General features: G+C 30.0%; 1 pseudogene. It reads left to right on the top strand.

What is annotated here, in order from left to right:
- Positions 1-73: 73 nt before the first annotated feature.
- Positions 74-227 (top strand): annotated as a pseudogene (locus DWZ47_RS31240) (LuxR family transcriptional regulator); the annotation flags it as partial.

Below are 227 nucleotides of genomic sequence, written 5' to 3'. Positions count from 1 at the left end.
AAAAAAAAAAAAAAAAAAACAGTTATTTTTGCAGGAAACATCATACTTAATAACACTTAAAACAATAAAACACATGAAAATCAGCACAAAAGCCGCTACTTTTCTAAGTTCAATAAAAACTCAAACTTACGACAAAAAAGAAAGAGAAAAGATAATAACGTATCAACAAAAACGTGTCTTTCATCTATCCCTGCTCATGCTGGCCTTATGCGCACCCATATACATAT

The sequence above is a fragment of the Bacteroides sp. AF32-8BH genome, assembly GCF_003435205.1.
GTDB classification, from domain to species: domain Bacteria; phylum Bacteroidota; class Bacteroidia; order Bacteroidales; family Bacteroidaceae; genus Bacteroides; species Bacteroides ovatus.
This window is presented reverse-complemented; position numbering and strand designations above follow the sequence as displayed.